This window comes from Streptomyces sp. NBC_01320, assembly GCF_035974375.1.
Taxonomy (GTDB): Bacteria; Actinomycetota; Actinomycetes; order Streptomycetales; family Streptomycetaceae; genus Streptomyces; species Streptomyces yanii.
Genome location: NZ_CP108390.1, coordinates 6,852,104 through 6,871,804, shown reverse-complemented (window position 1 = coordinate 6,871,804; position 19,701 = coordinate 6,852,104). Strand labels below are relative to the sequence as shown.

Sequence of the window (19,701 nt, the reverse complement as noted above, 5' to 3'; positions counted from 1 at the left end):
GCGGCCGCTAGCGTGCGGGGCATGAGTACTCCCGACGCGACCGCTCCCGTGACCGAAGCGACCGATTCGGCCGCGCACCCCCGATTCGCCGAGGCCCTGCGCGAGCTGGGTCTCGAAGTCGAGGTCCGCCGCTTTCCGGACGCCACCCGTACCGCTGCCGAGGCCGCCGCCGCCATCGGCTGCGAGCTCAGCGCCATCGTCAAGTCTCTGATCTTCGAGGCCGACGGGGCTCCCGTGCTGGTCCTGATGGACGGCTCCTCACGGGTCGACGTGGAACTGGTACGGCGGGAGCTGGGCGTCGGGAAGGTCAAGCGCGCCGGGGCCGATCTGGTCCGGGAGACCACCGGGTACGCGATCGGCGGTGTGCCGCCCTTCGGCCACCGTACGAGGACCCGGGTACTGGCCGACCGCGGGCTGCTCGACCACGACGTGGTGTGGGCTGCGGCGGGCACCCCGCACACCGTCTTCCCGCTCGGTCCCAAGACGGTCATCAGGCATGCCGGCGGCACCGTGGTGGACGTGCGCGAGCAGTCGGCGTGACGCCGCTGGTCGCATGCGCGGTCCTGATCGCGGCGATCACGCACGCCAGCTGGAACGCCATCGCGCACGCCATCAAGGACCAGCTGCTCTCCTTCACCCTGATCTCGGGGGGCGGGGCACTGCTCGGCGCGGTCGCCGCCTGCTTCGTGCCGCTGCCGGCCGCGGCGGCATGGCCGTATCTGATCGTCTCCGCGATCCTGCACGTCGCCTATATGGCGCTGCTGATGAGGTCGTTCACGCTCGGCGACTTCGGCCAGATGTATCCGATCGCACGCGGCACCGCGCCCCTGGTGGTGACTGTCCTCGCGGCGGTCTTCGTCGGGGAGCGGCCCGACGGATGGGCGACGGCCGGTGTCGCGGTCGCCTGCGCCGGGCTCGTCGGCGTCGCGCTGTGGGGTATCCGGGGCTCGGAGACCCGCCCCCACTGGCCGGCGATCGCCGCGGCGCTCGCGACGGGTCTGTCGATCGCCGGGTACACCACCGTCGACGGGGTGGGGGTCCGGGCCTCCGGCACCCCGCTCGGCTACATCGCCTGGCTGATGATCCTGGAGGGGCTCGCCGTCCCCGCGTACACGTTCTACCGCCGCCGCGCACAACTGGCCGCCCAGCTGCGGCCGTACGCGGCACGGGGGCTGGCGGGCGCGGCCATGTCGGTGGTCGCCTACGGGCTGGTCCTGTGGGCGCAGACGAAGGCGCCGCTGGCCCCGATCGCCGCCCTGCGCGAGTCGTCGATCATTGTGGGCGCGGCGATAGGGACGGTGTTCTTCAAGGAGCGGTTCGGCGTGCCGAGGATCGCGGCGGCCGGACTGATGGTGGTCGGGATCGGGCTGATGCTGCACACGAGTTGAGCGCGGCGGCGTCCGGAGAAGCAACCGTGCGGACGGCAGACGCGGAGCGCAGGCAACCGCCGCCGGTGGCGTCGGGGCGCGACAGCTGCTGCAGCTCATACGCCGTCGCCGGTGCCGACTGATCCGGAGGCTGCTGAGCCGGAACATCCCGCGGATCCTCAAGCGGAGGCGGAGGCTGCGGAACCAAGGGCCTCCGCAGGTTCTGCGGCGGCTGCGACGCGCGGGTGTCGGCGCAACCCGCGCAGCACGCCGGGCCGCCCCCAGGCCTCAGTCCTGCGCCATCGCCCTCCGGAAACCCGTGTTCACGGCGAGCAGCCCACCGTCCACCCGCAGCGTCGTCCCGGTGATCCAGGACGCGTCGCGGGAGGCGAGGAAGGCGACGGCCGCCGCGATGTCGTCCGGTTCGCCGACCCTGCCGAGGGGGTAGAGCGGGCTCACCCGGTCCAGTTCGTCGGCACGGTCCGCCCACGCGTCCGTGCGGATCGTGCCGGGGGCGACGAGGTTGACGCGGACCCCGCGCGGGCCGGCGTGGCCGGCGAGCGTACGGGTCAGGCTGCCCAGGCCCGCCTTGGCGGCGCTGTAGGCGTGGTTGCCGAAGTCCTGCTCGCCGTTGACGGAGCCGATGTTGACGATCGCGCCCCTGCCCGACGCCACCAGGTGCGGCAGTGCTGCCCGTGAGCAGCGGTACGGGCCGGTGAGCGTGGCGTCCAGATCGCCCTGCCAGACGTCGTCGGGCTCGTCCTCGAAGAGTGGGGTGTCGGGGGTGCAGCGGTACGCGTTGTTGACCAGCACGTCGAGCGTGCCGAACACCTCGACCGCACGGGCCACCGCCGCCTCGACCGCGTGCCGGTCGCCCACGTCGCAGGCCAGCGCCTCGGCGGTGGCGCCCGTCTTCCGTATCGCCGCCGCCGTGTGCTCGGCGCGGTCACCGTCCAGATCGGTCACCAGGACGCGTGCGCCCTCGGAGGCCAGCCGGCGGGCCGTGGCCGCGCCGATGCCCTGTCCCGCGCCCGTGATGAGTACGCCGTATCCGTCGAACCTGGAATCACCGGTAGGAGTCATAGCGCCGACCGTACTGCTCTGACCAGGGCCTGGGCACGGGGATCGGCGGTGACTCCCTTCTGCAGACCGTTCGTCACATAGCCGAGCGAGATACCCGATTCGGGGTCGGCGAAGCCGAGTGAGCCGCCGCGGCCCGGGTGGCCGAAGGAGCCGGGGGCGAGGAGCGGGGCGGCCGGGCCGTGCAGCATGTAGCCGAGGCCGAAGCGGGTGTTCACGACGAGCACCCGGTCCGGGCCCGCGGACTCCTCGGTGCGGGCGAGGGTGAGCGTGGCCGGGGCGAAGAGCCGGTGTCCGTCGACCGGGCCGATCATCGCGGCGTAGGCGCGGGCCAGCGCGCGGGCGGTCGCGATGCCGTTGGAGGCGGGGAGTTCGGCCGCCCGGTAGCCGGCGTCGTTCTCGTCGGGGAACGGGTCGATGGCGCCGAACGCGCGGCGGGTCAGCGACCCGGGATCACGGTAGGCGTCCACGACCGACCGCTTGGGGCGCATCCGCAGCGCCCCGCCGTTGCCGTCGAGAACGGGCGGCTCGACCGGTCCGATCCGGCCCACCCGGTGCGCCTCTTCCTCCGGGAGCCCGAACCAGAAGTCGAGGCCGAGCGGGCGGGCGATCTCCTCGGCGATCCAGCGGCCCACGGTGCGCCCGGTGACCCGTCGCACCAGTTCGCCGATCAGCCAGCTGTACGTCTGTGCGTGGTAGCCGTGCGCGGTACCGGGCTCCCACTGCGGGCGCTGCGCGGCGACGGCGTGCGCCCCGGAGCTCCCGTCGGCGGCCTCCTGCGGCGTCAGCGGCCGGTCGAGGGCGGGGACTCCCCCGCGGTGGGCGAGGAGGTGCCGCACAAGGACGCGCTCCTTGCCGGCCGCCTTGAACTCCGGCCAGTACGTGCCGACCGGGGCGTCCAGGTCCACCTGTCCGCGCTGGTGCAGCAGCAGCGGTACGGCCGCGGCGATGCCCTTGCCCGCGGAGCGGACGATCTGCACCGTGTCGACCGCCCACGGTTCGACGCCGTCGACGTCTCTCGTACCGGCCCACAGGTCGACGACCTTGCGCCCGTCCCGGTAGACGGCGACCGCCGCCCCCCGCTCCCCCCGCTGCTCGAAGTTACGGATGAAGGCGTCCCTGACCGGTTCGAATCCGGTCGCCACCGTGCCCCGTACGTCCACGCCTGCTCCTGCGCTCCCGCTCATCCCCCCATGGTGCATCGCTGCGCAGGTGAGCTGTACCGCGGGTGACCCTCAGCTCACCACGACCGAGGCATCGATGTTGCCGCGGGTGGCGTGGGAGTACGGGCAGACCCGGTGCGGACTGTGTACCCGGTGGCGAAGAGCTGCTCGGGACCGGTGCCGTCGCCGCCGGGCGCGGGCGGCATCGCCACCCGCACATCGACCTGGCCGTCGGCGCGCGCGGCGCGGGTGTGCAGCTCCGCCCGCAGCCGCTCGACCTCGTCGGCCCCGCAGCAGCGAGGCCGCGGGACGGCTGGTGTCGCCGTCGGTCACGCGCCCATGGTCACGGAGCGCGGGTCGAACCCGAAGGGCAGCTCCAGTCGGTGAGCGCGCATCAACTCCTCGTCACAGAGCAGGTCCTGAGTACGGTTGTCGGCCGCGATGGCGCCTTCGCTGAGGATGACGGCGCGCGGGCAGAGCTCCAGGGCGTACGGCAGGTCGTGCGTGACCATCAGCACGGTGACGTCCAACGACCGCAGGATGTCGGCGAGTTCGCGCCTCGATGCGGGGTCCAGGTTGGACGAGGGCTCGTCCAGGACAAGGATTTCCGGTCGCATGGCGAGCACGGTGGCGACGGCGACACGGCGGCGCTGGCCGAAGGAGAGGTGGTGCGGCGGCCGGTTCGCGTACTCCTCCATACCGACCTGCCGCAGGGCCTCGGCGACACGTTCCTCCAGTTCGGCGCCGCGCAGCCCGGAAGCGGCGGGGCCGAAGGCGACGTCCTCGCGGACGGTGGGCATGAAGAGCTGGTCGTCGGGGTCCTGGAAGACGATGCCGACGCGGCGGCGGATCTCCGCGAGATTGCGCTTCTCCACCGGGAGACCGGCGACCCGGACGGTGCCCGCTCCGGCGTCGAGGATGCCGTTGAGGTGGAGGACGAGCGTGGTCTTGCCGGCGCCGTTCGGACCGAGCAGGGCGACGCGCTCACCCCGGGCTACCGTCAGGTTCACCCCGAAGAGCGCCTGGTGGCCGTCGGGGTAGGCGTAGGCGAGGCCGCTGACTTCCAGGGACGGCGCGGGGGCGGTGGGCTTGCTCATACGGTCCATCCCAGCAGGCAGATGACGAGGGCGAGTACGGGGAGTGCCGAGGCGTGGGCCCATTGGGTCCTGGAGGCCGTCACCTCGTCGATGACCGGCATGGAACCGGCGTAGCCGCGGCTGACCATCGCGAGGTGGACGCGTTCGCCGCGCTCGTAGGAACGGATGAAGAGCGCGCCCGCCGACTTGGCGAGGACGCCCCACTGCCGTACCCCGCGCGCCTCGAAGCCGCGGGAGCGGCGGGCGATCGACATCCGCCGCATCTCGCCGGTGATCACATCCCCGTACCGGATCATGAAGGAGGCGATCTGGACGAGCATCGGCGGCAGCTTGAGCCGCTGCAGGCCGAGCAGCAGGGAGCGCAGCTCGGTGGTGGACGCGAGGATCACCGAGGCGGCGACGCCGAGGGTGCCCTTGGCGAGGACGTTCCAGGCGCCCCAGAGACCGGGGACGCTGACGGAGACGCCGAGGAGCTCCGTCTGCTCGCCCGGCACCACGAACGGCATCAGCACGGCGAACGCGACGAACGGCACCTCGATGAGCAGCCGCTTGAGGAGGAACCCGGCGGGGATCCGGGCGACCGCCGCGACCCCGGCGAGCAGCGCCGCGTACAGCGCGAACGCCCAGACCGCCTCGCGCGGCGTCAGGACGACGACCAGCACGAAGCTGAACACAGCGGCGAGCTTGCAGTGCGGGGGCAGGTCATGGACCGGCGAGTGCCCGTGCCGGTAGAGCTTGTGCGCGTGGCCCGCGCCCATCAGACGGTTTCCTTGGTGCGGATGTCGGCGGGTGCGTCCGGCGTACGCCGGCGGCGGACGGCCCAGAAGACTCCGCTGCCGGCCACGATCGTGGCGCCGACGCCGATCACCCCGGCCAGACCGCCGGAGAGGCGCGCGTCGGAGATGTCCTTGACGCCGTAGTCGGCGAGCGGCGAGTCCTTGGCCGCGTGCTCCTCGGTCTTCTTGTCGATGCCCTTGTCGGCAGCGACCTTCTCCAGGCCGTCCGGGTTGGCGGAGGCGTAGAAGGAGACGAAGCCCGCCAGCACGAGGGCGGTGACCAGGCCGGTGGCCCAGAGCCCCCGGCCGGAGCGGGCGGCGGCCGGCGCGACGGACTGCCGGGCGGGGGCGTCGACGAGCTCGCCGTCGATCCGGAGCTTGAGCGGGGAGGTGAGGCCGCGGGCGCCGTGCACCAGATCGGGGCGGACGGCGATGACGGCTCCGACGGTCAGTCCGGTGATCACGGCCTCGCCGATGCCGATCAGGATGTGCACGCCGACCATCGCGGTGAGGACCTTGCCGATCGGGATGTCGGTGGTGCCACCGATCCAGTAGATCAGCGTGAAGACGCAGGCCGCGGCCGGTACGGAGATCAGTGCGGCGACGAATGCCGCGGCGGTTGTGGAGCGGCGGGTGCGCGGCAGGACGGTGGCGAGACCGCGGAAGAGGGCGTACGAGACGACGGTGGTGGTGACGCCCATGACGGTGATGTTCACACCGAGCGCGGTGAGCCCGCCGTCCGCGAAGAGGATGCCCTGCATGAGCAGCACGACGGATATACAGAGCACCCCGGTGTACGGCCCGACCAGGATCGCGGCGAGCGCCCCGCCCAGCAGATGCCCGCTGGTACCGGCCGCGACCGGGAAGTTCAGCATCTGCACGGCAAAGATGAACGCGGCGACGAGGCCCGCGAGCGGCGCGGTGCGTTCATCCAGTTCTCGGCGGGCGCCCCGCAGACTGACCGCCACGGCACCCGCGGCGACCACACCGGCGGCGGCGGAGACGGGGGCATTGATGAATCCGTCGGGTACATGCATGGGGGAGGCTCCGCTTCCTGCGTTGCTGCACTGCTGCGCGGGGTCATGAACCTCTCAATGATAGGGCCTTGTTGCGAATGGCTCGCAAGAGCGCATTCGCAACAAGTACCCGGCTTCCTCATCGTGCTCTTCGGTCAAAATATGGGACATTAGATATCAAACATTCACAAATAGGAGGATTCGGCCCATGCCCCCCGTGATCGAAGAACAGGCCGAAGCCCGGCTCATCACCGAGGCGACCGACACCTTCTCCGTCCCCGTCGACCTGCGGTACGACGCGGCCGTCGACCCGCGTACGGTGCATCTCACCTTCCCCGGCGGCACCGACTGGGCCTTCGGCCGAGACCTGCTGGAGGGCGGGCTGCACTCGCCGACCGGGCACGGCGCGATACGGATCTGGCCGTGCGGACGGGCGCAGCTGGTCGTGGAGAGGCACTCGGCGGACGGCGTCGAGGTGGTGCAGTTCGACAACGCGCCGCTGATCCGCTTCCTGGACCGCACCCACGGCGAGACCAGGACGTCCGAGACTGCACCGGCGTGACGCCATGGATGAGCCCCCGTGCCGCTCGCACGGGGGCTCATCGTCGCTCCGGCCCCCCGTCCCCACAGGTAACCGGTGCATTCCGGGGCCGCGCTCCGCTCAGGCGCGGGCCTCGGGGCTCGGGGCTCGTACGGATCAGACGCGCGTCAGTTCGCGCTCGCCCCGGGCGTCGCCGTGCCCGTCCCCGCCGGACGTCTCGCCGAGCTGCCTGCGCAGCCCCTCGCCCTCCACATCGACATTGGGCAGCAGCCGGTCCAGCCAGCGCGGCAGCCACCAGGCGCGCTTGCCGAGCAGGGCGAGGACCGCGGGCACGATCGCCATCCGGACGACGAACGCGTCGAAGAAGACGGCGATGGCGAGCGAGAAGCCGATCATCTTGATCATCGACTCGCTGGAGCCGATGAACCCGGCGAAGACCGCCATCATGATCACGGCCGCGGCGGTGACGACGCGGGCGCCGTGCTTGAAGCCGGTGACGATCGCCTGCGGGGGCTTCTCCCCGTGGACGTACGCCTCGCGCATCCGGGTGACGAGGAAGACCTCGTAGTCCATGGCGAGACCGAAGACCACACCCACCATGAAGATCGGCATCATGGACATGATCGGACCGGTCTGTTCGACACCGAAGAGCGAGCCCAGCCAGCCCCACTGGAAGACCGCGACGACCGCGCCCAGGGCCGCGACGACCGAGAGCAGGAAGCCGAGGGCCGCCTTCAGCGGCACCAGCACCGAGCGGAAGACCACCATCAGCAACAGGAACGCCAGGCCGACGACGAGCGCCAGATACGGCAGCAGCGCGTCGTTCATCTTCTGTGAGAAGTCGATGTTCATCGCCGTGGATCCGGTGACCAGGACCTCGGCGCCGGTGTCGGACTTGATGTCCGTGCCCGCGTCACGGATGGCGTGAACCACGTTCTCCGTCTCGGTGGAGCTCGGCCGGTCCTGCGGGATCACGGTGATCATGGCGGTGTCGCCGGCCTTGTTGAAGTGGGCCGGGGTGACCGCGACGACGTGCGGGATGCCGGAGATCTCGTCGGAGACCTGCTTGACCGCGGTCTTGCCGTCCGAGCTGTTCGCCGTGTCCACGACGACCATCAGCGGCCCGTTGAAGCCGGGGCCGAATCCGTCGGAGAGCATGTCGTAGGCGCGGCGCTGGGTGGTGCTGGTGGGCTGGGAGCCGTCGTCGGGCAGGCCCATCTCCAGCGAGGCGGCCGGTACGGCGATGACCCCGAGGCCGAGGACTCCGACCAGCAGCACCCAGACCGGCTTGCGCAGGACGAACCGCGCCCACCGGGTACCCATGTTCGGCTTCGCCTGCGGCCGGCTCGAGGTCTCGGCGGCCTTGCGCGCCTTGCGCCCCATGACCCGCTTGCCCGCGAAGCCCATCAACGCCGGGACGAGGGTGAGCGCGATCAGGACGGCGATCGCGACCGTGCCGGCCGCGGCGAAGCCCATCTTCGACAGCATCGGAATGTTGACGACGGCCAGGCCGACCAGGGCGATGACGACGGTGAGACCGGCGAAGACGACCGCGGAACCGGCCGTGCCGACCGCCCGCCCCGCCGCTTCCTCGCGCTCGCGGCCCTCGGCCAGCTCGGCACGGTAGCGGGAGACGATGAAGAGCGCATAGTCGATGCCGACCGCGAGGCCGATCATCATCGCGAGAGTGGAGGTGGTGGAGCCCAGGTCGAGCACGTTGGCCAGGGCCGTGATCGTCGAGACGCCGATGCCGACGCCGATGAGCGCGGTGAGCAGCGGCAGACCAGCCGCGACGAGCGAGCCGAAGGTGATGACCAGCACCACCGCGGCGATCGCCACACCGATGATCTCGGTGGCCCCGGTCTCCGGCATCACCTGGAGCGCGTCACCGCCGATCTCCACGGTCATCCCGCTCTTCTGCGCCGCGTGGCCCGCGTCCTCCAGGGCGCTCCGGGTCGCATCCGTCAGCTCCATCGAGTTGACCTTGTAGGACACGGAGACGTACGCCGTGGAGCCGTCCTTGCTGACGGCGTTGCCGGTGTACGGGTCGGTGACCGAGGCGATCTGGTCCGAACCCGACTTCAGCTCGTCAGCGATCTTGTTGACCTCGGCCTTGTTCGCCGGGTCCGTCATCTTCTGACCGGCGTCGGCCTTGAAGACGACCCGCGCGGTCGCGCCGTCGGCGCTGGAGTCGGGGAAGCGCTGTTCCAGCAGGTCGAAGGCCTTCTGAGCCTCCGTACCCGGGATGGAGAAGGAGCTGGAGGTGGCGGTGGACGCGGAGGCGGCGCCGAATCCGGCGAGCGCCAGCAGTGCCACCCAGACAAGGGCGACATAGCGGCGGCGCCGGAAGGCGAACCGTCCGAGCTTGTAGAGGAATGTGGCCACGGAGGCGTACTCCCGGTCAGGTCGTATGGGTGGAAAAGGGCGTGAGGAACCAGCCCGACGACGAGAGCGGCGTGTCAGGTGGGGCTTGGGGAGAGGGTCGTACGGAGGGGACGGGGTCAGACGCCGAGAGCGGGGAGGATCACGGAGTCGACGTAGTCGGTGAGAAACGCGTGGTCGATGGGGCGGTCCTCGACCAGCTGTCGAGCGGTGAAGGCGCCGACCAGCATGTGCGGTACATATTTCAGCGCCGGGTTGTCCGGACGCAGTTCACCCCGGTCCACGGCTCGGCGGAGCAGCGAGTCGAGGCCGGTTATCTCCGGCTCGATGAGCAGTTCGCGCAGTGCCTGGTACAGATCGGGATTGTCGTGGACGGCTTGCATCAGGCCCCGCATCAGCGCGGAGCTCTTCTGCATCCGGCAGTCGTCGGTCCGGCCCAGCGCGGCATGGAAATCTCCGCGCAGCGAACCGGTGTCGACATCGGCGAGGTCGCCCGGCTTGTCATGGCGCAGCGCCTTGACGACCAGCTCCGGCTTGCTCCCCCACTGGCGGTAGAGGGTGGCCTTGCTGGAGTGGGTACGGGCGGCGACAGCGTCCATGGTCAGGGCGTCGTAGCCGACCTCGCGCAGCAGGTCGAGCACAGCGGCGTAGAGCTCGCTCTCGCGCTCGGGCGTGAGGCGGGTGCGTGCCACGGGTCGACCTCCTGTCCTGTCACTCGTACGTCAGCCAACCGAACGAAACTGTTTCGTACACCTCGAAGGTACACCCCCCGGCCGAGCGAAACTGCATCGTTTCGCTTGTGTGTTGCACCACAAGTTCTTCCGCACCACGAGTTGCCGCGTCCCGCTCACGCGGAAAGCATTGGGGGGTGAGTGACGACGTCGCGTATCTCCGTTTCCCGCACCTTCACAAGGGCCTGCTCTGCTTCGCGGCCGAGGACGACCTCTGGGTCTCTCCCCTCGCCCCCGAGGGGCAGCAGCCCGGCCGGGCGTGGCGGGTGACCGTCGACCGGACGCGGGTCAGTCACCCGCGCTTCTCGCCCGACGGGACCCGTATCGCGTACACGACCTGGCGCACCCTGGATCCCGAGATCCATCTCGCCCCGGTCGAGGGCGGGCCGGCCCGCCGGCTCACCTACTGGGGGGCGACCGACGCCCGGGTCTGCGGCTGGACCCCCGATCCGGACGAGACGTCGCACATCCTCGCCGTGTCCTCGCACGCGCAGCCGTTCTCGTACTTCTCCTGGGCCTACAGCCTTCCCACGGACGGCTCCCCCGGCGGCAAGCTCCCGTGGGGTCCGGTCTCCGACATCGCGGTCGCGGACATCGACGGCGAACGGCGCACGCTGCTGCTCACCGGCACACCCCCGCACGAACCGGCCGCCTGGAAGCGGTACCGGGGCGGGGCGATGGGGCGGCTGTGGCTGCACGGCGAGCGGCTGCTGCCCGATATCGGCGGCCATCTGGACTCGCCGATGTTCGTCGGCGGCCGGATCGCGTTCCTCTCCGACCACGAGGGCGTCGGCAATCTGTACTCCTGCCTGCCCGACGGCTCCGGCCTGCGCCGTCACACCGACCACGACGCCTTCTACGCCCGGCACGCGTCCAGCGACGGACGCCGCGTGGTCTACCAGTGCGCGGGCGAGGTGTGGCTGGTCGAGGACCTCGAATCACCGGACGCGGTGCCGCGGAAGCTGCAGGTGCGGCTCGGTGGGCCGCGGGCCGGGCGGCGTACGTACCAGGTGCCCGCCGCCACCAATGTCGACTCGCTGTCCGTGGACGAGACGGGCCGGGCGAGTGCCGTCTCGGTCCGCGGCAGTCTGTACTGGCTGACCCACCGCGACGGGCCCGCCCGCACCATCACCGACACCCCCGGGGTCCGGGTCCGGCTGCCCGAGATGCTCGGCAGCATGGGCCAGGTCGCCTACGTGACGGACGCGGACGGCGAGGACGCCATCGAGATCGCGTACCTGCCGCGCGCCAGCGGTGACCGGGCACCGCGCAGGCTGGCCTCCGGGCAGGTCGGCCGGGTCCACGAACTGATCGCCGACCCGGAGGGCGACCGGCTCGCGATCGCCACGCACGACGGTCGGCTGCTGCTCCTCGACACGGCCGAGGAGTCCACCAGTGAACCGACCGAGCTGATCCGCTCCATCAACGGACCGGTCCGCGATCTGGCGTTCTCACCGGACGGCGCCTGGCTGACCTGGTCGCATCCCGGGATCGGCCGCTCGCTGCGGCAGATCAAACTGGCCCGGATCATGGGGCCGGGCACCCCGGTGATCGTCGATGTCACCAACGGCCGCTTCGAGGACGAGAACCCGGTGTTCACCGGCGACGGCCGGTATCTCGCGTTCCTCTCCTGGCGCGGCTTCGACCCGGTGTACGACGTCCACACCGGCGACCTCTCCTTCCCGCTCGGCTGCCGCCCGTACCTGGTGCCGCTCTCCTCCGCCACCCCGTCCCCGTTCGCTCTCTCACCGGAGGGGCGTCCGGCGGCGGGCGGCCTCGACCCGGTCGACACGTCGGAAGAGGCTCCGGCCGAAGGGGCCACGGTCACGGTCGAGTTCGAGGGGCTGGAAAACCGGGTGACGCCGTTCCCGGTCACCGCGTCGAAGTACTCGGCTCTGCGCCCGGTCAGCGGCGGCGGGCTCGTCTGGCTGCGCTGGCCGATCTCGGGCGCGCTCGGCGAGACGTTCGCCAACCCGGCAGACATGTCGGGCCGTCCCACGCTCGAACACTTCAACATCACGAAGGCCAGGAAGACCGAACTCGTCGGCCATCTCGACTGGTTCGCCGTCAGCGGCGACGCGACCCGGCTGGTCGTCATGGACGAAGGAGAACTGCGCGCCGTACCGGCCACCGAGGTCGGCGACAGCGACTCGACGGTCTACCTCGACCTGCGGCGGATCCTGCATGATGTCGACCCGGCGGCGGAATGGCGGCAGGCGTACGGGGAAGCGGGTCGCATCATCCGCTCCTACTTCTGGGACCCCGACATGAGCGGCATCGACTGGGCGGGCGTGCTCGACCAGTACCGTCCGCTGGTCGAACGGGTCGCGACCCCCGACGAGTTCGCGGACCTGCTGCGCGAGGTCCTCGGCGAACTGGGCACCTCGCACGCGTACGTGGCACCCGCCCGCCGCAACGAGGGCCCGCCGCACTACCAGCGGGCGATCGGCATGCTCGGTGCGAACCTGGTGTGCCGGGACGGCAAGTGGGTCGTCCGGCGGATCCTGCCGGGCGACTCCTCGGACTCCAAGGCGCGTTCACCGCTCGCCGGTACGGGCATCCGGGAGGGCGCGATCCTCACCCACGTCGACGGCCGCCCGGTGGATCCGGTCGCAGGCCCCTACCCCCTTCTCTCCCAGGCGGGCGGGACCACCGTCGAACTCACCTTCTGCCCGTCCGAGGGCGAAGGGCCCTCCCGCCGTGTCGCCATCGTCCCCCTGGTCGACGAGCGCCCGCTCCGCTACCAGGACTGGGTCGCCAAACGCCGCGATGTCGTACGGGAACTGAGCGCCGGCAAGTGCGGATACCTGCACATCCCCGACATGGGCGGCTCCGGCTGGGCCCAGTTCAACCGGGACCTGCGGATGGAGGTCTCCCGCCCCGCCCTGATCGTCGACGTACGCGGCAACGCCGGCGGCCACATCAGCGAGCTGGTCGTCGAGAAACTGACCCGCACGATCCTCGGCTGGGACCTGACCCGCGACGCCCAGCCGGTCTCGTACGCCTCCAACGCCCCCCGCGGCCCGGTGGTGGCCCTCGCCGACGAAGCGACCTCCTCCGACGGAGACATGATCACCGCCGCGTTCCGCCTGCTGGACCTGGGCCCGGTGGTGGGCCAGCGGACATGGGGCGGGGTCGTCGGCATGACGGGCCGGCACCGGTTGGGCGACGGCACGGTGATCACGGTGCCGATGAACGCGGCGTGGTTCGACGCATACGGATGGTCGATCGAGAACCACGGTGTCGAACCGGACCTGGAGGCGCTGCGCACGCCGCTGGACTGGGCGGAGGGCCGGCACGCGGTGCTGGACGACGCGGTGCAGATCGCGCTCGACCTCCTGAAGTCCCACCCGGCGTCGACCCCACCGACGTACGAGGACGCCCCGAACCGCGCACGGCCACCGCTGCCGCCGCGATAGGCGCACATCAAGCCCGTCCGGCGATTGAGGACAAAAGAAGGGGGCCGGGGGCGTGCCCCCGGTTTCGGGACACGCGAAAGGCGCGTCCGGTCTCCCGAACGCGCCCCTCGCACCGACGAGTCAGGTCTCGTCGTCGTACCGGTCGCGCGCCCCCTGCGCCGCGTCCCGGGCCTTGCCCCGCGCCCGTTCCGACGCATCGGACGTCCGCTCGCGCGGCTGGCCCTTCTTCTCGCCCACGTTCTTCTTCGACTGGTCGGCGAGCTCTTGCGCCTTGTCCTTGAACTGGTCTGCGATACCCATGCTGTTCACTCCTAGCGAGGTGCTCGGGATGCGTTGGGGGGTTGACCCCGTTGGGGCCTCGACCAGACTTACACGGCAGGACATCCCACGCATTTCGATCACTTACGCTGTGTGCTCGCACCCCGCGCGACCTCGTCCGCCGCACCCCCGGCGCCCACAAGTCCCTTGCTCACGCCCTCGAGCCGCGACCCGAACCGCTTCATCTCGCGCTGCCCGACCACCCCGATGACCGCCGGCAGGTATCCCCGCACCGACTGCATGCCACGCAGCCACCACTGCGCGTACACGTGCGCAGAACGCCGCTCGATGCCCGCCACGATCCGGTCGACCGCCGGGCCCAGCGGATACGTGCGGTTCGCCGGCCACGGCAGCCGCTGCCGCAACTCCCGCATGACGTCGTCCTCGTCGGCGCCCCGCACCATGTCGGTGTCCGTCCAGGACAGGTAGCCGACACCGACCTTCACTCCCCGGTATCCGACCTCCGCCCGCAGACTGTGTGCGAACGCCTCCACGCCCGACTTCGACGCGCAGTACGCGGTCATCATCGGCGCCGGAGTGATCGCGGCGAGCGACGCGATCTGCAGGAAGTAGCCGCGGCTCTCCATCAGTACGGGCAGGAACGCCCGCCCCGTCACCGCGCCGCCGATCAGATTGACCTCGATGACCCGCCGCCACGCCTCCGGGTCCGAGTCGACGAACGGCCCGCCCGAAGCGACCCCCGCATTGGCGACGACCACGTCGACCTTGCCGAAGCGCTCCTTCACCTCCTGCGCGACCTGTGCCATCGCCACATGGTCGGTGACGTCCGCGTACCAGTGGCCGCTCTCCGCGTGCAGCCGCTCGGAGACCTTCTTCAGCTCGTCCGGCTCCAGGCCGACCAGCGCCAGCTTCGCGCCGCGCGCCGAGAGCTTGCGGGCCAGCAGCTCGCCCACGCCGCGCGCCGCGCCGGTGACGACCACGACCTGTCCTTCGAGACTGCGCCTGCCGCTCATACGACCTCCTCCTCAACAGTGCCACTGACGGTGCCGGTGACAGGGGTGACATGCCCGGCGACCAGTTCGCGGATTTTCGCGGTGACCGCCTCCGGCGCCTCCACCGGTGTCATGTGGCCCATCCCCGCCAGCTCGGTGAGCCCCAGGCATTCGGGCAGCGCCGCCGCGAGGGCGCGCGCGTGGACGGGCGGGGTCAGCCGGTCCTCCGCACCCGCGATCACGGCGGTGGGCACCCGCAACTCCCTTACGCCCGCGTCGAGATCGAGCTCGGCGAGCACATGCCCCCAGGAGACCCGGGCCGCCCGCGGGCAGGCGTGCACGATCCGGGCACAGGACTCGACCCGGTCCGGGTCCGAACCTGCGCCCATCGTTGCGTACTTGAGGATCCTTTTGGAGACAGGTGTGACCGGCCCGAGCGGGGCCCGCGCCCCGAGGATCGCGCGGGTCATCCGGGTGCGGACCGCACCGGCCCGCATCGGTACGACGAGCGACTCGGCGATCAGCCGCGAACTGCCGGTGCTGCACAGCAGTACGGCTGCCGCGTGCTCGCGCAGCCCGGCCCGCCGCGAGGCGGCCATCAGCGTCATGCCGCCCATGGAGTGCCCGGCGAGCACCGCCTGCTCGCCGCGGGCCAGCGCCGCGGTCAGCACCGCTTCGAGGTCGTCGGCGAGCGCATCGGTGCTGTACCCCTCGGGGCGGACGGCGGGCGTGCGGCCGTGGCCGCGCTGGTCGTAGACGACGACCCGGTGGTCGGCCGCCAGGTCGCGGATCTGCGCGGCCCAGAAATGGGTGTTGCAGGTCCAGCCGTGCGCGAGCACGACCGCGGGGGCGCCGTCCGGCCCGTGCAGCTCGACATGGATGCGGGAGCCGTCGGCGGAGACAGCGGTCAGTTCGCGCGTGGGCACCGGCGGGGCGTCCTCGCGCCGCAGCGGCCGGCTCATCGCGCGACCTCCTCGGCGACGGCCTTCCCGGCGACGACGGTCCCGGCGGCATCGGTCTTCCGAGGCCGGATGACCTCGTACTCCCCGAGGTCCACCGTCTGAGTCGCCCGGCGGAACTCACCTGTCGTTCCCGGCCAGACCGTGGTGTTGCGCCCGCCTGCGTCCAGATACCAGCTGTTGCAGCCACCGGTGTTCCACACGGTCCGCTTCATCCGCTCCTGGACCCGCCGGTTCCACGCCCCGACCGCCGACGTCCGCACATCGAGAGCGGCCCGCCCGCCCAGGACGTTCAGCTGGCGCAGGTAGTCCGCCATGTAGTTGAGCTGGGACTCGATCATCAGGATCATGGAGGAGTTCCCGAGCCCCGTGTTGGGGCCGATGATCGTCATCCAGTTGGGAAAGCCCGCCGCGGTCGCGCCGCGCAGCGACTGCATGCCGTCCTTCCAGGACTCGGCGAGCGTGATGCCTTCCGCGCCGACGACCCGGTCGGCGATCGGCATGTCCGTCACGTGGAAGCCGGTACCGAAGATGATCGCGTCGACCTCGGCCTCCGTGCCTCCCCCAGAGACTCCGTCCTGGGAGGTGCCCCCTCCGGCGACGACGGTCGAGCCGCGTACCTCGGCCAGCCCGGAGGCGACCACATCCACATTGGGCTGAGCGAGCGCCGGGTAGTACGTGCTGGAGAGCAGAATCCGCTTGCAGCCGATGCGGTACGAGGGCGTCAGCTCGGCCCGAAGCGCCGGATCCTTGATGGCCCGTGCGATGTTGGACTTGGCTATCCTCTCCACCAGGCCGAGCTCGTTGGGGTGCTTGGTGAAGGCGCTGACCTGCAACTCCCGTATGCCCCACAGCAGTCCGCGGCGCGCGGTGCCGGTGAACGGAAGCGCGCGGTGCAGCCACCGCTCGGCGCCGCTGATGTTCCGGTCCATGCGCGGCATGACCCACGGCGGGGTGCGCTGGAACAGGGTCAGCCTGCCGGCCTTCGGCTGGATCGCCGGCACGATCTGGATCGCGGAGGCGCCGGTGCCGATCATGGCGACGCGCTTGCCGGTCAGGTCGTAGTCGTGGTCCCAGCGGGCCGAGTGGAAGACCTGGCCGGGGAAGTCGGCGAGACCGGGTATGTCCGGCATCTTCGGGTCGGAGAGCGGGCCGGTCGCGGAGACGACGACATCGGCGACGATCGTGGTCCCGTTCGCGGACTCGATCACCCAGTTCAGCTCGTCGTTGTCCCACCGCATCATGGCCACTTCATGGCCCAGCCTGATGTGCGGGCGCAGCCCGAAGGTGTCGGCGACACGTTCCAGGTAGGCGCGGATGTGCTCCTGCCCGGAGAAGGTGCGCGGCCAGTCCGGGTTGGGGGCGAACGAGAACGAGTAGAGGTGGGACGGTACGTCGCAGGCGCAGCCGGGGTAGCTGTTGTCGCGCCAGGTGCCACCGACGGAGTCGGCCCGTTCCAGGACGACGAAGTCGGTGATGCCTTCGCGGCGCAGCCGGACCGCGGCCCCCAGGCCCCCGAATCCGGATCCGATCACCGCCACGCGTACATGCTCGTGCTGGGCCATGCTGCCGCCTCCCGCGGTACGTCACACGACTCTGCCAGCAATCGCTGGCATTGTTGGGAGAGTAGAGCAGCTCCGTACCGATGGGTAGGGGTCCGGCACGGGAAAGTTACCGGCGGTACAACATAGGGTGCGGTAGTGGCTGAAGGACGCGAGCACCGCGAATACCGCATGGAGGAGCTGGCCGAGGAGGCCGGCATCCCTGTGCGGACCCTGCGCTTCTACCGGGAGCGCGGTCTGATCGCACCACCGCGCCGGGAGGGGCGCATCGCCTGGTACGACGACCACCACCTGGCCCGGCTGCGGACCATCGCCGGGCTGCTGGAGCGCGGCCACACCCTCACCGGAATCGCCGATCTGGCCCGCACCTTCGAGAGCGGCCGCGATGTCGCCGAGGTGCTGGGGCTGGGCGAGCCGACCGAGGAGACCCCGGTCCGCCTCACGCCCGAACAGCTCGCGGACCACTTCGAGGGCGAGGTCACCCCGGAGAACCTCGCCACGGCCCTGGACCTGGGCTATCTCGCCACCGACGGCGACGAGATCGTGCACATCAGCCGCCGTCTCCTGGAGGTGTCGGCGGAGCTGGTACGCGAAGGCGTGCCGCTCTCCACGGTGCTCTCGGCGGGGCGCCGGGTCCGGGAACACGCGGACGCCCTCGCCGATCTCTTCGTGCAGGTGCTGCAGGCCCACACCACGGAGACCGAACCGCCCCGACTCCGCCCGCTCGCCCGCGCAGTGGTGGACGCCGAGCTCTCCATGGCCCTGGACCGACGGCTGCGCCGCGACGACGGCACGCAGCCACCGAAGGGGCCGGAGACGTAACCGTTCCTGGGCAGTGAGCAGGAGTGAGTCCTGGCTCACCGGCACGCTCCGAACGGGCTTGGGCGCGCTGGTCCTCCGCTTTCGCGTCCCGGTCGGCGGCGCATATCCCGTATGCGCTCCGTCCCAGGCGGGCGGAATCCCTCACGACCCGAGCAGTGGCGCGGTCACGGCTGGGTGACCACCGGCCGCAACCGGCTGCTCATCGACGCCCCCGACACCCTGAAGCGACAGCGCGCCGGCACCTGACCGCCTGGCGGACACCCGCGCCTCATGGGACGGCAGAAACGCACCGCGGTACACGCCGGATGGCGCACAGGAGCTGCCCACCCCGACGAAATCACGTTGCCCGCCCTTCCCCCGTACGCAAGGCTTCCCCCATGTCCGACAACAATCCGAGCAGTTCACACGGGGTTGCAGCCCTGTTCTCCCACGGGCGGCTGATCACGATCCCCCGCAAGCCGGGCCGCCGCGAGCAGCTGCTCGTCCACCTGGCGCAGACCCTGTTCGAGCCGGACCGCACGTACAGCGAGCGCGAGGTCAACGAGGCGCTGCTCACCGTGCACGACGACTACCCGGCGCTGCGCCGTTTCCTGGTCGTGGCAGGCCTGCTGACCCGCCCCAAGGACGGCAGCAGCTACCGGCGGGCCGGTTAGCAGGCCCTACAGCTCGAAGACGGCCGTCACCGGCGCGTGGTCGCTCCACCGCTCGCCGTGTGTGGCGGCCCGCTCCACCCATGCCTTTCTCGCACGCCCGGCGAGACCGGGGGTGGCCACCTGGTAGTCGATGCGCCAGCCCGTGTCGTTGTCGAAGGCCCGCCCGCGGTAGGACCACCAGGAGTACGGCCCTTCCTCGTCGGGGTGGAGCGCCCGCACCACATCGACGTACGCAGCCTCGTCGAAGACCCTGGTCAGCCACTCCCGTTCCTCCGGCAGGAAGCCGGAATTCTTCTTGTTGCCCTTCCAGTTCTTCAGGTCGGCCTCCTGGTGGGCGATGTTCCAGTCGCCGCACACCAGCACCTCACGGCCGCCGGCCGCGGACCGCTCCCTGAGCCCCTTCAGATACGGCAGGAACGCGGCCATGAAGCGCTCCTTCTCGTCCTGCCGCTCCGTACCGACCTCACCGGACGGGAGATACAGGCTCGCCACCGTGACACCCGGCAGGTCGACCTCGACGTACCGGCCGCTGTCGTCGAACTCCTCGCCCCCGGTGCCCCCGAAACCGCCGAACCCTATCTGCACCCGTTCCGGCGCCCGGCGCGTGTAGAGAGAGACCCCGGCCCGCCCCTTGGCGGCCGCCGGTGCGTGGACGGCGTGCCAGCCGTCGGGCTCGCGCACCTCGTCGACGAGCTGGTGCGGCTCGGCACGCACCTCCTGCAGGCAGATCACATCGGCTTCGGTCCCCGCCAGCCACTCGACGAAGCCCTTCTTCGCGGCGGCGCGGAGCCCGTTCACATTCACGGTGGTCACGGTGAGCATCAGGGCACAATACCGACCCCAGCGACCGCATACCTGTACC

Annotated in this window: 19 protein-coding genes; 7 read left to right on the top strand and 12 right to left on the bottom strand. The window is 70.9% G+C overall.

Annotated elements, in window-relative coordinates:
* Positions 1–21: 21 nt before the first annotated feature.
* Both OG395_RS31360 and OG395_RS31355 read left to right on the top strand, forming a co-directional pair.
* A complete protein-coding gene (locus tag OG395_RS31360) occupies positions 22–540 on the top strand; it encodes a YbaK/EbsC family protein (RefSeq protein WP_327245925.1) in 519 nt (172 codons plus the stop codon).
* Positions 537–1,388 carry a DMT family transporter gene (locus OG395_RS31355; RefSeq protein ID WP_327245924.1) on the top strand — a complete coding sequence of 284 codons (852 nt, stop codon included), beginning with the start codon at positions 537–539 and terminating at the stop codon, positions 1,386–1,388. Before OG395_RS31360 ends, OG395_RS31355 begins: the two co-directional genes overlap by 4 nt.
* A gap of 267 nt (positions 1,389–1,655) precedes the next feature.
* Here OG395_RS31355 and OG395_RS31350 read toward each other — a convergent pair whose 3' ends face one another.
* The 5 genes from OG395_RS31350 to OG395_RS31325 all read right to left on the bottom strand — a co-directional run bounded on the left by OG395_RS31350 (position 1,656) and on the right by OG395_RS31325 (position 6,520).
* Complete coding sequence (locus OG395_RS31350) at positions 1,656–2,450, bottom strand: SDR family NAD(P)-dependent oxidoreductase (protein ID WP_327245923.1); 795 nt, start codon at positions 2,448–2,450, stop codon at positions 1,656–1,658.
* Positions 2,447–3,610 (bottom strand): serine hydrolase domain-containing protein, encoded by a 1,164-nt coding sequence (locus OG395_RS31345; RefSeq protein WP_327249510.1) that lies wholly within the window; start codon positions 3,608–3,610, stop codon positions 2,447–2,449. Before OG395_RS31345 ends, OG395_RS31350 begins: the two co-directional genes overlap by 4 nt.
* A gap of 329 nt (positions 3,611–3,939) precedes the next feature.
* On the bottom strand, positions 3,940–4,707 hold the full coding sequence (locus tag OG395_RS31335; RefSeq protein WP_327245922.1) for an energy-coupling factor ABC transporter ATP-binding protein: 768 nt from the start codon (positions 4,705–4,707) through the stop codon (positions 3,940–3,942).
* Positions 4,704–5,465: a cobalt ECF transporter T component CbiQ gene (gene cbiQ, locus OG395_RS31330; protein ID WP_327245921.1), complete on the bottom strand. Its 762-nt coding sequence runs from the start codon at positions 5,463–5,465 to the stop codon at positions 4,704–4,706. Before cbiQ ends, OG395_RS31335 begins: the two co-directional genes overlap by 4 nt.
* Entirely contained in the window at positions 5,465–6,520 is a 1,056-nt protein-coding gene (locus tag OG395_RS31325) for an energy-coupling factor ABC transporter permease (protein ID WP_327245920.1), read from the bottom strand. Before OG395_RS31325 ends, cbiQ begins: the two co-directional genes overlap by 1 nt.
* Before the next feature lie 187 nt (positions 6,521–6,707).
* Here OG395_RS31325 and OG395_RS31320 point away from each other — a divergent pair, with 187 nt between their 5' ends.
* Positions 6,708–7,061 (top strand): SsgA family sporulation/cell division regulator, encoded by a 354-nt coding sequence (locus OG395_RS31320; protein ID WP_327245919.1) that lies wholly within the window; start codon positions 6,708–6,710, stop codon positions 7,059–7,061.
* A gap of 135 nt (positions 7,062–7,196) precedes the next feature.
* Here OG395_RS31320 and OG395_RS31315 read toward each other — a convergent pair whose 3' ends face one another.
* Both OG395_RS31315 and OG395_RS31310 read right to left on the bottom strand, forming a co-directional pair.
* The gene (locus OG395_RS31315; RefSeq protein WP_327245918.1) at positions 7,197–9,425 is read right to left on the bottom strand and encodes an MMPL family transporter; all 2,229 of its coding nucleotides are present in this window, start codon (positions 9,423–9,425) and stop codon (positions 7,197–7,199) included.
* 116 nt (positions 9,426–9,541) lie between these two features.
* Positions 9,542–10,114, bottom strand: a complete 573-nt coding sequence (locus OG395_RS31310) for a TetR/AcrR family transcriptional regulator (RefSeq protein ID WP_327245917.1) — start codon at positions 10,112–10,114, stop codon at positions 9,542–9,544.
* A gap of 176 nt (positions 10,115–10,290) precedes the next feature.
* On the opposite strand from OG395_RS31310, the gene OG395_RS31305 reads away from it, so the two are divergent.
* Positions 10,291–13,572, top strand: a complete 3,282-nt coding sequence (locus tag OG395_RS31305) for a S41 family peptidase (RefSeq protein WP_327245916.1) — start codon at positions 10,291–10,293, stop codon at positions 13,570–13,572.
* Positions 13,573–13,692: 120 nt separating this feature from the next.
* Here the strand turns inward: OG395_RS31305 and OG395_RS31300 are convergent, their stop codons facing one another.
* From OG395_RS31300 to OG395_RS31285, 4 genes are all read right to left on the bottom strand, one after another.
* Complete coding sequence (locus tag OG395_RS31300) at positions 13,693–13,872, bottom strand: hypothetical protein (protein WP_327245915.1); 180 nt, start codon at positions 13,870–13,872, stop codon at positions 13,693–13,695.
* A gap of 98 nt (positions 13,873–13,970) precedes the next feature.
* Entirely contained in the window at positions 13,971–14,864 is an 894-nt protein-coding gene (locus OG395_RS31295) for an SDR family oxidoreductase (protein WP_327245914.1), read from the bottom strand.
* The gene (locus OG395_RS31290; protein ID WP_327245913.1) at positions 14,861–15,805 is read right to left on the bottom strand and encodes an alpha/beta fold hydrolase; all 945 of its coding nucleotides are present in this window, start codon (positions 15,803–15,805) and stop codon (positions 14,861–14,863) included. Before OG395_RS31290 ends, OG395_RS31295 begins: the two co-directional genes overlap by 4 nt.
* On the bottom strand, positions 15,802–17,367 hold the full coding sequence (locus OG395_RS31285) for a flavin-containing monooxygenase (RefSeq protein ID WP_327245912.1): 1,566 nt from the start codon (positions 17,365–17,367) through the stop codon (positions 15,802–15,804). The genes OG395_RS31290 and OG395_RS31285 overlap by 4 nt, the downstream gene beginning before the upstream one ends.
* Positions 17,368–17,535: 168 nt before the next feature.
* On the opposite strand from OG395_RS31285, the gene OG395_RS31280 reads away from it, so the two are divergent.
* From OG395_RS31280 to OG395_RS31270, 3 genes are all read left to right on the top strand, one after another.
* Positions 17,536–18,186: a MerR family transcriptional regulator gene (locus OG395_RS31280; RefSeq protein ID WP_327249509.1), complete on the top strand. Its 651-nt coding sequence runs from the start codon at positions 17,536–17,538 to the stop codon at positions 18,184–18,186.
* A 111-nt stretch (positions 18,187–18,297) separates the two neighbouring features.
* Positions 18,298–18,432: a hypothetical protein gene (locus OG395_RS31275; RefSeq protein WP_327245911.1), complete on the top strand. Its 135-nt coding sequence runs from the start codon at positions 18,298–18,300 to the stop codon at positions 18,430–18,432.
* A 131-nt stretch (positions 18,433–18,563) separates the two neighbouring features.
* Positions 18,564–18,839: a DUF2087 domain-containing protein gene (locus tag OG395_RS31270; RefSeq protein WP_327245910.1), complete on the top strand. Its 276-nt coding sequence runs from the start codon at positions 18,564–18,566 to the stop codon at positions 18,837–18,839.
* 6 nt (positions 18,840–18,845) lie between these two features.
* Here OG395_RS31270 and OG395_RS31265 read toward each other — a convergent pair whose 3' ends face one another.
* Entirely contained in the window at positions 18,846–19,661 is an 816-nt protein-coding gene (locus OG395_RS31265; RefSeq protein ID WP_327245909.1) for an exodeoxyribonuclease III, read from the bottom strand.
* Positions 19,662–19,701: the final 40 nt, after the last annotated feature.

Coding starts and splice junctions, on each gene's coding strand:
- OG395_RS31360 (WP_327245925.1), top strand. CDS start 22: ATGAGTACTCCCGACGCGACCGCTCCCGTGACCGAAGCGACCGATTCG.
- OG395_RS31350 (WP_327245923.1), bottom strand. CDS start 2,450: ATGACTCCTACCGGTGATTCCAGGTTCGACGGATACGGCGTACTCATC.
- OG395_RS31335 (WP_327245922.1), bottom strand. CDS start 4,707: ATGAGCAAGCCCACCGCCCCCGCGCCGTCCCTGGAAGTCAGCGGCCTC.
- cbiQ (WP_327245921.1), bottom strand. CDS start 5,465: ATGGGCGCGGGCCACGCGCACAAGCTCTACCGGCACGGGCACTCGCCG.
- OG395_RS31325 (WP_327245920.1), bottom strand. CDS start 6,520: ATGCATGTACCCGACGGATTCATCAATGCCCCCGTCTCCGCCGCCGCC.
- OG395_RS31320 (WP_327245919.1), top strand. CDS start 6,708: ATGCCCCCCGTGATCGAAGAACAGGCCGAAGCCCGGCTCATCACCGAG.
- OG395_RS31300 (WP_327245915.1), bottom strand. CDS start 13,872: ATGGGTATCGCAGACCAGTTCAAGGACAAGGCGCAAGAGCTCGCCGAC.
- OG395_RS31295 (WP_327245914.1), bottom strand. CDS start 14,864: ATGAGCGGCAGGCGCAGTCTCGAAGGACAGGTCGTGGTCGTCACCGGC.
- OG395_RS31290 (WP_327245913.1), bottom strand. CDS start 15,805: ATGAGCCGGCCGCTGCGGCGCGAGGACGCCCCGCCGGTGCCCACGCGC.
- OG395_RS31285 (WP_327245912.1), bottom strand. CDS start 17,367: ATGGCCCAGCACGAGCATGTACGCGTGGCGGTGATCGGATCCGGATTC.
- OG395_RS31280 (WP_327249509.1), top strand. CDS start 17,536: ATGGAGGAGCTGGCCGAGGAGGCCGGCATCCCTGTGCGGACCCTGCGC.
- OG395_RS31275 (WP_327245911.1), top strand. CDS start 18,298: ATGCGCTCCGTCCCAGGCGGGCGGAATCCCTCACGACCCGAGCAGTGG.
- OG395_RS31270 (WP_327245910.1), top strand. CDS start 18,564: ATGTCCGACAACAATCCGAGCAGTTCACACGGGGTTGCAGCCCTGTTC.
- OG395_RS31265 (WP_327245909.1), bottom strand. CDS start 19,661: ATGCTCACCGTGACCACCGTGAATGTGAACGGGCTCCGCGCCGCCGCG.